This is a genomic window from Flavobacterium sp. GW823-FHT04A11 (assembly GCF_058796535.1).
Map to the genome: position 1 here is coordinate 1,133,302 of NZ_CM179503.1, position 11,731 is coordinate 1,145,032.

Here is an 11,731-nt window from a genome sequence, read left to right on the forward strand (position 1 = left end):
TAAGGGGCTATTAGAGTACAAAATTTCAGCACTTTAAAACGTTTATTTTATATCCTTAAAAATTAAGAATTTTGATTCTTTATATATTAATTCTCCACTTTTACGATAGCCATTTTCCCGTTATATGGCTCTTTACCTTTAGATTCCATCGCTTTTTGAGCTTCTTGCAATCCTTCGACTTTTTCGTAATAGATGTAATACTTACTTGTTGTTACGTTGTAGAAGAAATTCACATCTGTACGTCCTGCGGCAACCGCTTTAGTTAAGAATTCATCTCTTTTTTCAACACTGCTGTGAACGGCAATAATTAAATAGAAACCACTGTCAGCATTTTTAATATTTTTGATAATCTGCATGTTTGACTGGTCTTCACCAAAATCAAAATCACTTGCAGTTAATGGCGTACTGCTTGGTTTAGTAGTTTCCTTAATACGTTTAAGAGCCGCTACGTCCTGTGCATATCTTCCCTGATCATTCTCGTACGCAGCCTGTTTAATTCTACGTCTTTTTTCAATTTCAGTTTCAGCTTTAATACGCTCTAAATTCGCAAGTAATGCTGCACTATCTGCTTCCATTTTTAATTGTGCTGCTTTCAATTGGTTTATTTTTTCTAAATAAGCCCTGTTCGTAGCATCATTTTTATTCGGGAATTTTTTAAGTCTTTCGTTATATAAATTAGTCAGCCTTGCAATTTCATCTTTCTGAATTCTGTTGGCTTCTGCTATTTGTAATTTTAAAGCTTCAATCTGACTATTTTCAGCCGCTACACTTTTAAATGGTTTTGGCTCTTTGTAAATTCCTTTATCACTTAAATCATTTTCTTCTTTTAAGTCATCAAGATCTTTTTGTTTGTTTGCTACAGTAGCATTAAACTGCGTCAATAAATCACTTTGAGTTTTAGCAGATGCATCTAATGACAACGCTAAATTATCAATTGCTTTTCCTGCTTCATCTGTAGCAGCAGCTCTTGCAAGTGCATCTGCATCCGCTTTCGCTTTTGCGTCTGCAAGTAACTTCGCTTGTTGTGCCTCTTCAGCCAATCTCAATTGTCTTGTTTCTTCTTCAGCTCTTAATTTCTCGTTAGCTTCTGCATCTGCTTTTGCTTTTTGCTCTGCTAATAATCTTGCTTGTTCAGCCGCCATATCTGCTTTTGCTTTTGCATCTGCATCCGCTTTGGCTTTTGCGTCAGCAGCTAATTTTGCTTGTAATGCTTCTGCATCCGCTTTGGCTTTTGCGTCAGCAGCCAATTTAGCTTGTTGAGCTTCCGCATCAGCTTTTGCTTTTGCGTCAGCAGCTAATTTTGCTTGTAATGCTTCAGCGTCCGCTTTGGCTTTTGCGTCAGCAGCTAATTTTGCTTGTAATGCTTCTGCATCAGCTTTGGCTTTTGCATCGGCAGCTAGTTTTGCTTGTAATGCTTCAGCATCAGCTTTTGCTTTTGCGTCAGCCGCAAGTTTCGCTTTAAGTGCTTCAGCATCCGCTTTTGCTTTTGCGTCAGCAGCAAGTTTCGCTTGTAATGCTTCAGCATCTGCTTTCGCTTTAGCATCTGCCGCAAGTTTCGCTTGTAATGCTTCTGCATCAGCTTTGGCTTTTGCATCTGCCGCAAGTTTCGCTTGTAATGCTTCTGCATCCGCTTTGGCTTTAGCATCAGCAGCTAATTTCGCTTGTAATGCTTCTGCATCTGCTTTCGCTTTAGCATCAGCCGCAAGTTTCGCTTGTAATGCTTCAGCATCTGCTTTTGCTTTTGCGTCAGCAGCTAGTTTCGCTTGTAATGCTTCTGCATCCGCTTTAGCTTTAGCATCTGCAGCTAGTTTTGCCTGAAGTGCTTCTGCATCTGCTTTTGCTTTTGCATCAGCAGCCAGTTTTGCTTGTAATGCTTCTGCATCTGCTTTGGCTTTTGCGTCAGCAGCTAGTTTCGCTTGTAATGCTTCTGCATCTGCTTTTGCTTTTGCATCGGCAGCAAGTTTCGCTTGTAATGCTTCTGCATCAGCTTTTGCTTTTGCGTCAGCAGCTAGTTTCGCTTGTAATGCTTCTGCATCTGCTTTCGCTTTAGCGTCAGCAGCTAATTTTGCTTCCGCTGCTTGTTTTGCTTTAAGAGCTTCTGCATCAGCTTTCGCTTTTTCAGCAGCTAATTTTGCTTGAGTTTCTGCATCAGCTTTTGCTTTTGCTTCAGCAGCTTGTTTTACTTTTAATGCTTCTGCATCGGCTTTAGCTTTATCAGCAGCTAATTTCGCTTGGCGTTCTTCTTCGGCTGCTTGTAACTTTTTAGCTTCTTGCTCCGCTTTTAATCTTTCAGTAGCTTCTGCATCAGCTTTTACTTTAGCATCAGCTAATAATTTTGCTTGTAAAGCTTCCATATCGGCTTTCGCTTTTGCATCGGCAGCCAATTTAGCTTGTTGAGCTTCTGCATCCGCTTTAGCTTTTGCGTCTGCAGCTAATTTTGCCTGAAGTGCTTCAGCGTCTGCTTTAGTTTTAGCCTCAGCAGCTAATCTTTTTTGTTCTGCTTCTGCATCAGCTTTTGCTTTTGCATCGGCAGCTAGTTTAGCTTGTTGTGCTTCAGCGTCTGCTTTAGTCTTAGCCTCAGCAGCTAATCTTTTTTGTTCTGCTTCTGCATCGGCTTTCGCTTTTGCATCGGCAGCTAGTTTAGCTTGTTGCGCTTCTGCATCAGCTTTCGCTTTTGCGTCTGCAGCTAATTTTGCCTGAAGTGCTTCAGCGTCTGCTTTAGCTTTTGCTTCTGCAGCTATTTTTGCTTGTGCTTCTGCATCAGCTTTCGCTTTTGCATCAGCAGCTAATTTTATTTTCAATGCTTCAGCGTCTGCTTTTGCTTTTGCTTCAGAAGCCAGTCTTGCTTGTCTTGCTTCTTCATCAGCTTTTGCTTTCGCTTCTGTTGCTGCTTTTTCTTTTAATGCCGCTTCCTGAGCTGCTTTTTCTTTAGCATCAGCAGCTAATTTTGCTCTGTTTGCTGCATCAATGCTTGCTTTTGTTTTTACTTCAGCTGCAGCTTTAGCTTTAGCTTCTGCAGCTAATCTCGCCTGAAGCGCATCTGAATCTGCTTTTGCTTTTGCATCTGCAGCAAGTATAGATTGTAAATCTGCCGCTTCAGCTTTTGCTTTAGCATCTGCTTTACGTTTTGCTTCTGCAGCATCAGCTTTTGCCTGAGCATCTGCAGCCAGCTTAATTTTTAATGCTTCAGCATCTGCCTTAGCTTTATTATCTGCATCTAATTTTGCTTTTGCAGCAGCTTCAGCGTCTGCTTTGGCTTTTGCAGCAGCCAATTCTGCTGGTGTTTTTTGTGGTTCAGCTGTTGTTTCTGTAACTGCTGGTTTTTTAGCAACACCTTCTGCATCCACTTTTCCTTTTGCAGCAGCCAATCTTGCTCTTTCTGCAATCTGAGCATCTACTCTGGCTTTATTTTCTGCTGCTAATTTTGCTCTTTCTGCATCTTGTGCATCTGCTTTAGCTTTATTGTCTGCAGCAATTCTTGCTCTTTCTGCAGCTTGTGCATCTGCTTTTGCTTTGTTATCTGCCAGCAATTTTGCTCTTTGCTCTGCTTGTGCATCGGCTTTAGTTTTGTTGTCAGCAGCTAATCTTGCTCTTTCTTGTGCTTGTGCATCAGCTTTAGTTTTATTGTCTGCGGCTAATCTTGCTCTTTCTACTGCCTGCGCGTCAGCAACTGTTTTGTTTCCTGCTGCCAATCTTGCTCTCTCTGCTGCCTGAGCATCTGCTTTTGACTTGTCAGCAGCCAATTGTGCAGCTGTTTTTTGTGTAGCAGCTGTCGTTGTGGTTGTTGCTGGTTTATTTGCAGTGGCAATTTGTGCTTTTTTAGCAGCGGCCTGTGCATCGGCTTTTGCTTTAGCATCGGCAGCTAATCTTGCTCTTTCTGCGGCTTGCGCATCTGCTTTCGCTTTATTGTCTGCTGCAAGTCTTGCTTTTTCTGCTGCCTGTGCATCAACTTTAGCTTTAGCATCTGCGGCTAATTTTATCTTTAATGCTTCGGCATCTGCTTTAGCTTTATTGTTCGCTTCTAATCTTGCTTTCGCAGCGGCTTCGGCATCAGCCTTAGCTTTTTCTGCAGCTGCAAGTCTTACTTTTTGTGCTTCGGCATCGGCTTGAGCCTTCGCTTCTGCTGCCAGTTTTGCTTTTTCAGCTCCGCTAACTCTGTTCGTTTCGGTAGATGTTGTTTTCTTGGCCATTACCGGTTTTGCTTTGGCCGGATCTATAAGAGAACCTTCTTCATCATCTCCGTAATAGTAATTTCTGTTTTTGAATTTGTATGCAATAGCAAATTCATGAGAACCACCTAAATTGGTGAAATTCCCCATTCCTCTTTCATAATTATATTCTATAGCAATACTTGGCGTAATATTAAAACCAAGTCCTGCTGAAGCTCCGTATAAAGTATTGTATCCTGCCTGCGCCCAAACTCCCTTTGGAATAGCGATCATGGCAAGACCTGAAATAACTGTTTTTTCTGATTTAACTTCTGTTTTTAATATGGCAGAAAATTTACTTTGTTCAAAAAAACCATAACTATCAATGTATCCTGTATACATTGCGTGTAATTCAATCGCTCTTTCCGGATCGTCTTTTATAACTCCAGAACCAAAATTGTACAGGATTAAATTGTTTACAGATACACCAAAATCAAGAAATGCTGTTCCGTAGTTGATACCAGGATTTACGGTAAGCATTGTATTTGATGGATAATCACCAACTAATAAATCCGGATCGTCAGAAATTATTTTTCCTTTATTTAAACTGCTTTGATAGGCACCTACGTTTAAACCAAAAGTTAAATTACTATCCTGATCTAAAACGATGTTATGCGCAAAGTTACCTACTCCTCCAAAAACGGTCATTAAACCATAATTTTGTTGAAATAAGCCAAAAGCAAACGCTTCATTTTCTCTAAAACGACCTGAATAGCCAAATAAATAGGTGTTTGGGGCGTCTTCAAATTGCACCCATTGTCTTTTATTATAAAAACTCAAATAAGCATTTGATTCGCGAACGAAACTAAATGCCGGGTTAATTAAATATCTATTAAACTTTAAAGAATTTCTGATAGGTAATGAAAACGAAACAACTCCATTCTCAGCAGTATCCTGGGAATAGAGTAAATTTGAAAAACCGTAAAATAAAGTTATGAATAGTAAAATTTTCTTCATATTATTTAATCACAGTTATTGATCCTTTTTTCTCACCTGCGTCGCCTTTAATGACATAGTAATAAACTGGATTTACATTCTTAAAATCAATTGAGGTCTGGGGCCAATCGCCTTGATAATCTACGACATCCAGAACCATATCACCATTCGAACTTATAATCATTACTTTGGTGTTTGCATTTTTATATTCACTTGGGATATTCCAATATGGATTTAAACCACTTAACTTAATAATGTTTGGAATAACCGTTGCTGGTCCTGATGGACCTGTAACTCTAAAATTAAATTCTTTTGTAGCAATACATCCAGACGCCTGAGAAATTACAACTTTGTAATTACCTCTTACGGCTACCACGTAGTTTGCTGTTGTTGCGCCATTAATAATGTTTCCGTTTAAATACCATTCAAAAGTTGGACTTGTTGCATCTGTTGTAACGCTAGCGCTTAATGTTTCACCTTCTTCAATAGTAGTAGTTTCGGCTACATCTATACTTGCAGTAAAACCATTACTGCTCAAATTGATACTTCCTGTAGCTTTACAACCGCCAAAATCAACATCAACTGTATAAACTCCTGACTCATTTGTGGTGTAGCTTCGTGTTGTAACTCCTGTAATAACTACTCCGTCTTTTTTCCAAACATAACTGTTTCCAGATGTTGCAGTTAATACAGTTCCTGTTCCGTTAGAACAAAATGGATTTCCTAAACTTGAGTTAATTGTTACTCCTCCACCTGAGCTGGAGCTGGTCACTGTAACACGATTCGAACTAAAGTTCTCATCAAGACATCCACCATAATCTACTTGTGCATAATAAACACCAGGAGTGTTTACGATTAACGTTGTACCGCTTTGTCCTGCAATTACAACATCGTCTTTAAACCATTTATATTTTAAATTTGGAAAATCTGCAGGAGATGGTGCTGTTGGGGTTGATTTATCCACAGAAAGGCTTAAACTTCCTCCAGAGCATATCATTGCAGATCCGCTTTTATCATTAATAGTAAATGACTCAACGTAGGTTCTGTAGTAAATAGGAAATTCAGTTACATTTTGAGAGTTTCTAAACTTTATACTTGTAACCGGAGTTGCTGTAACACTCTTTATACGAATGCTATGTGTATCTGATCCTTTTAAATCTGTTGGAACAGCAAATTTTATGGTTTGCTGCTGAGAAGCAGGATTATCAACAAAAGAAATTTTGGTAGTGGCAACAGGAGTTGTAAAACTTCCTAACTCGTCTGAAAGTTCTACTACGAACTCGGTACCAGCCGGAAAATTTACATAACTAAAAGTTGCATTATATTCATTAAAAGGCGCTCCACTAACAATAAGTCCCGCACAAATTCTTGGATAAGAAAGTGTTTGCGGAACTATTGTTGGAGGTTGCGCATATAAACTTGTTTTAGTAAAAAATAAAATACTAAAAAAGAGAATAAAACGGTAAACTAAAAAAGTAGTTTTTTGAATCATATAGTGCGTGTTCTTGCTAAATCTATATCTTCATAAAACAAAATATCAATGAATGTTTCAGAAAAATCATATTTGTAATTCTCAATGATATCTTTTGCAAGAACCGAGTAAGAACCAGCTATTACTGAATTTTCGTTACATTCTGAAGTTGATAGATTATTCTCATCAGTGGCCATAGCAAGGCTGTCTTTGGGGATAGACAGCCCAGCTATAAACTGATTAGAATTATCTAATTTGCTGATACGTTTATCAGCTATATCATTCTTTTGATTAAGAGTACGCGAAGTCATTCCGCAATCAGAATTAATAGAAAATGTAGGTTCTTCTACTTTACTCTGTGCATACAAACTTAACGTTACAGGCGAAATCAAAAATATTATACAAGTAAAATATCTTTTTATCGGGGCCATTATATTTTGATCTTTATTTGGGTCCGTTGTAGACGAATACATAAATTGTGTCTGGGGACTTTATTAATAAAATTTACGCTCTGAAATAAAAATCTAAATGTATCTATCTGTTTCCGCTAGATGCTGTAATTTTTCCTAATTGTAGTCTGAAATCTGGTTTCTTAGGGTTAAAGATATCAATGAATGTCTCTTTGTTGTCGCTTTGAGAGTAAACATTAAAGAAAACACTATTACCATACCAGCTCTCTAAATCTTCGTTGTTAGAATTGTATTCTGTAAAGATATTTCCTTTACATAAGTTGAAATACATTTCTTCAAATTTGATTTTTTTAAGGTTGGCATCGTTAATCTCAGTTTTACTGTCTAATAAAACAGCAGGATTAAATCCAGAGATTACACTTCTTTTCATTTCAAGAGAAGCATTTTCAGCAATGTAGATCGCTTCTTTTACTAAACCTGATTGAATGTCAGCATTGATGTTTTCACTATCATTAAGCATTGTAATGTTTGTTGCAGCAACTAAAGTTTGTTTTTTAGTAAAATCAGTTTCGCTTTTCTTTTCGTATGATTTTACTTCCATGCAACGAGATCCGTCTTTATTACTTGATAAATAAGAAGATCTTACGGCTAATGAATTGTATAAACGACATTGAACACCTTGAGTAAATTTATAATCGTCGTTGATTGATTTGTAAGATACTAATTTTGTAGCATTCAAATCACCACCGTAGAAAGCGAATGAGTCACCACCAGAGTAGCTTACCATTACGTTTTCAAGAATAGTTTTGTTTCCAACACCAGCAATTGTTAATCCGTTGAAAGTGTCAGCACCTTTAACTTTTTTACCTGCAAACTCGATTCTCACAAATCTTAAGATTCCTGAATTACTCGCTACATTATCACCACCGTAAGTAGTAAGTGTAGGATCAAGATCTAAGTTATAAGAACCAACGTTTCCAAATTTATTAATTGGTGCATCACCAAGCATTACAATTCCACCCCAGTCACCAGCTTTTTTCTGGCTGCGGTTTGATGTAAAAACGATTGGATCAGTTTCTAAACCATCTGCAACAAGTTGCGCACCTTTTGTAACTACCAATGTTCCCTTTGTTTCGAAATCACCAATAATTAAAGTTCCCGGTTCAATTGTTAAAACGGCATTGTTAGTAACATAAACGTTTCCTTGCAAAACATAAATGTTTCTTTTTAGCAATTTAGTATTAACAGAAATGTTTCCTGCTAAAATTTGGTTTGCTTCTCCATAGTCAACTTTGTTAGGCTTAAATTCTGTCCAGTTGTTCAACCAGTTGTTGTAGCCCATAATTCCTTTCTCTTGTTGAGCACTCATACTCGTAACTGTCAAAAGAACGCAGATAATTTGAGTAATTTTTTTCATGATAAAAGGGTATTAGGTTAATAATAAATTTGGGTATGCGTAATATGATAAAAACTCATCTCGATTTTCCTGAAAGTATCAGAACACATCGAGAACGAGTTAATATTTTTAAACTTCTTTTAAATGTTCCCGTTCATTTACGTAAACAGTTTAAAAAAGGTTTTAAAAAATTTATTTTAATTACATTTCGTTCAATTCGTTGAACTCATGTAAAGATTTTAATGTGCTTTCGTAAAATAAAATAGCTGCAATCAAGTTTCCTTTATCAGAGTAAGGCATCATTTTTCTTTGAAACTCTACAGTCACATCCAAAAATGCTGATGTACCTACCGCCTGATTGTCTAAAACTTTTTTGTGTTCAGAATCGTCCGGAATACCTAAGTCTGCCATCGTCACACCAGGTTTTGTAACCAATGCAATGTAAGGGAGTGTCTTAACTAGTACTTTAATTCGTTCAATGTACAACTCTAAAAGTTCTCCTTTTTGCATACCACTCAATTCTTTTTGATCGTGATATTTACGAATAAGAGCTGTTGTACTAATAATACTTCTGGGAGCATTCTTTGCCTGAGCTGATGCTGCCGCAGTTGTCAAAATAAAAAATAAACTAAAAAAAATAATTTTCCCTTTCATAAATTCTTATTAAAAATTGGTTGTTGATGAAAACAAAAATATATAAATTATGTTAAATCGCAACTTTAATGTTTTTTTTTTTGAAAAATTCTGCTTAAAATTACCTTAAAAAATGGTCGTAGGTCGAGAAAATATGCGTTTTGCCGAAGATTTTGTTAATTTTGTTAAAATTTTTTCCTGTAAGAAATGTATTAAATATAGAGTCGCTTTACGCATTATTGTACTCAAAAAAAACATTGCTTTTAAACATTTTTGCAAAAACTATTAACAAAAAAATCTTAATATCTATTCAAATCATCTCAGTATTGATAAAACTTAAGAAGAAATAAATCAACAATTCAGTTAAAAAACTTTTCATAAATACAAAAATGAACGCACACAATTAAACTTTTTACTGAAAATTTTTGCCTACATCATTTTCTTCTATCTTTGCTTCATGCAATTTTCACAAATTTTAGGTCAGGATTACATCAAAAGTCACTTGATAAAAAGTGCAGCTTCGGGACGAATTCCGCATGCACAATTGTTTATTGGGCCTGAAGGAAGCGGCACCTTATCCACCGCTATTGCTTACGCGCAATATATTTTATGCAGTAATACCGGAGACGAAAATTCAAACGGAAATGATTCCTGCAATCTGAAGTTCGAAAACATTTCACATCCCGATTTGCATTTTATTTATCCAACCGTAACAACCGAAGATGTTAAAACAAAACCAAAGAGTTTAGATTTCATTCAGGACTGGAGAACTTTTATTCAGGAAATGCCTTACGGTGGATTATTCGATTGGTATAAAATTCTCGGTGTTCAAAACAAGCAAGGAGAAATCCGTGTCGAAGATGCACAGGAAGTTTTAAAATCACTTGCGTTAAAATCATACGAAGGCGGTTATAAAATCATGATTATCTGGATGGCCGATAAAATGAATATCGCCGCATCCAACAAACTTTTAAAACTTCTCGAAGAACCATCGGATAAAACCATTTTTATTTTGATTTCTGAAAATGAAGAAGACATTATACAAACCATAAGATCTCGTTGTCAGGTAATTCACTTTAACGGTTTACCCGAAAAAGTAATTGCAGAAGCATTGGTTTCTCAGGAAAATATAGATTCAAATCTTGCCAAAAAAATTGCGCATCAGGCTCAGGGAAATTTCAACAAAGCCATTTCTTTGTTAAAAGAAGATGATTCTGAATATCCTTTTGAACAATGGTTTGTCAATTGGGTTCGTGCCGCTTTTAGAGCAAAAGGAAATGCAGCGGCAATTCAGGATTTGATTTCCTGGAGCGAAGAAATTGCCGGTTTAGGCCGCGAAAGCCAGAAAAAATTCATTCAGTTTTGTATCGAAATGTTCCGTCAGGCACTTTTGCTTAGTTACGAAGCACCGGGTTTGGTATATATCGAACCAAAAGTCGACAAATTTAAATTGGAAAATTTTGCACCATTTGTAAACGGAAACAACATTCATGATATTTTCAAAGAACTTTCAGATGCGATGTATCATATTGAAAGAAACGGAAATGCAAAAATAATCCTTACCGATTTATCTATAAAACTGACTCGTTTAATTCATAAAAAATAGTTTTCAAAATGAATAATGTTGCCTCAATTTTAATATTGGCTTTTTTAGCCTTAACGTTTTTACAATCAGGTTACGAAAAGATTTTTTACTGGAAAGATAATGTTGAGTGGCTTAAAGGACATTTTGCAAAAACACCATTAAAAAATCAAGTACCGCTTGCCCTTCTTCATCTGTTAATTCTGGAATTAATTTCAGGAATTTTATGTGTTGTTGGTATTATACAATTACTTACCAACAGTGGTCGTGAATTTGGTTTTTACGGAGCTATATTCTCCTGTATATCATTGTTAATGATGCTTTTCGGACAACGATTAGCCAAAGATTACGACGGAGCAAGAACCATTGTTATTTATTTTATTCCGGCTGTAATGGCTGTTTATTGGTTGAATTAAAAAAATATGCCACAGATTTCACAGATTCACACAGATTTTTAATCATTTTAATCTGTGAAATCTGTGGCAAAAAAACCGTCTGCTTAGCAGACATCAAATAAATTTTTATTATTAAAAAAAATGAATCCAAAACACCCTTCAGAATCTCTAACTATTTTAACTGATTTAGTTTTACCAAGTGAAACAAATCCTTTAAATAACCTTTTTGGTGGCGAACTTTTAGCCAGAATGGACCGCGCAGCAAGTATTGCCGCAAGAAGACATTCTCGCCGAATTGTAGTGACAGCTTCTGTAAATCACGTTGCTTTTAACAGAGCCATTCCCCTTGGAGCCGTAGTAACAATAGAAGCAAAAGTTTCAAGGTCTTTTAAAAGCTCTATGGAAGTTTTTATTGATGTTTGGGTAGAAGACCGTGAATCCGGAAGCAGAACCAAAGCCAACGAAGCCATTTATACTTTTGTTGCCGTGGACGATAGCGGAAGACCAGTTGAAGTTCCGCCAATTTTGCCTGAAACTCAACTTGAAATACAGCGTTTTGATGCCGCTTTACGACGTAAACAATTGAGTTTACTATTGGCCGGTAAAATAACACCCTCTGATGCCACAGAATTAAAGGCTTTGTTTTTATAGTAAAAGTTGTGACAATTTGGAACAATTTGCGATACTGTTACTTCAAAAA

At 36.6% G+C, this 11,731-nt stretch carries 8 protein-coding genes; 3 read left to right on the forward strand and 5 right to left on the reverse strand.

Going from position 1 to position 11,731, the window contains the following annotated elements:
• Positions 1-86: 86 nt before the first annotated feature.
• From AC3QL1_RS04930 to AC3QL1_RS04950, 5 genes are all read right to left on the reverse strand, one after another.
• On the reverse strand, positions 87-5,165 hold the full coding sequence (locus tag AC3QL1_RS04930; RefSeq protein ID WP_492495608.1) for a PorP/SprF family type IX secretion system membrane protein: 5,079 nt from the start codon (positions 5,163-5,165) through the stop codon (positions 87-89).
• Between the two features lies 1 nt (position 5,166).
• Positions 5,167-6,636: a gliding motility protein SprC gene (gene sprC, locus AC3QL1_RS04935; protein WP_492495610.1), complete on the reverse strand. Its 1,470-nt coding sequence runs from the start codon at positions 6,634-6,636 to the stop codon at positions 5,167-5,169.
• Positions 6,633-7,046: a hypothetical protein gene (locus AC3QL1_RS04940; RefSeq protein WP_492495612.1), complete on the reverse strand. Its 414-nt coding sequence runs from the start codon at positions 7,044-7,046 to the stop codon at positions 6,633-6,635. The genes sprC and AC3QL1_RS04940 overlap by 4 nt, the downstream gene beginning before the upstream one ends.
• Positions 7,047-7,149: 103 nt before the next feature.
• Entirely contained in the window at positions 7,150-8,442 is a 1,293-nt protein-coding gene (locus AC3QL1_RS04945) for a beta-helix domain-containing protein (RefSeq protein ID WP_492495614.1), read from the reverse strand.
• Positions 8,443-8,622: 180 nt separating this feature from the next.
• Positions 8,623-9,075, reverse strand: coding sequence for a hypothetical protein (locus AC3QL1_RS04950; RefSeq protein ID WP_115844776.1), 453 nt, complete (start codon positions 9,073-9,075; stop codon positions 8,623-8,625).
• Between the two features lie 436 nt (positions 9,076-9,511).
• Between AC3QL1_RS04950 and AC3QL1_RS04955 the strand changes: the two genes are divergently transcribed.
• The 3 genes from AC3QL1_RS04955 (at position 9,512) to AC3QL1_RS04965 (ending at position 11,682) form a co-directional block, all read left to right on the forward strand.
• Positions 9,512-10,660: a DNA polymerase III subunit gene (locus AC3QL1_RS04955; protein ID WP_492495616.1), complete on the forward strand. Its 1,149-nt coding sequence runs from the start codon at positions 9,512-9,514 to the stop codon at positions 10,658-10,660.
• A gap of 8 nt (positions 10,661-10,668) precedes the next feature.
• A complete protein-coding gene (locus AC3QL1_RS04960) occupies positions 10,669-11,052 on the forward strand; it encodes a DoxX family protein (RefSeq protein ID WP_492495618.1) in 384 nt (127 codons plus the stop codon).
• A 120-nt stretch (positions 11,053-11,172) separates the two neighbouring features.
• On the forward strand, positions 11,173-11,682 hold the full coding sequence (locus AC3QL1_RS04965; protein WP_492495620.1) for an acyl-CoA thioesterase: 510 nt from the start codon (positions 11,173-11,175) through the stop codon (positions 11,680-11,682).
• The last annotated feature ends 49 nt before the right edge of the window (positions 11,683-11,731 follow it).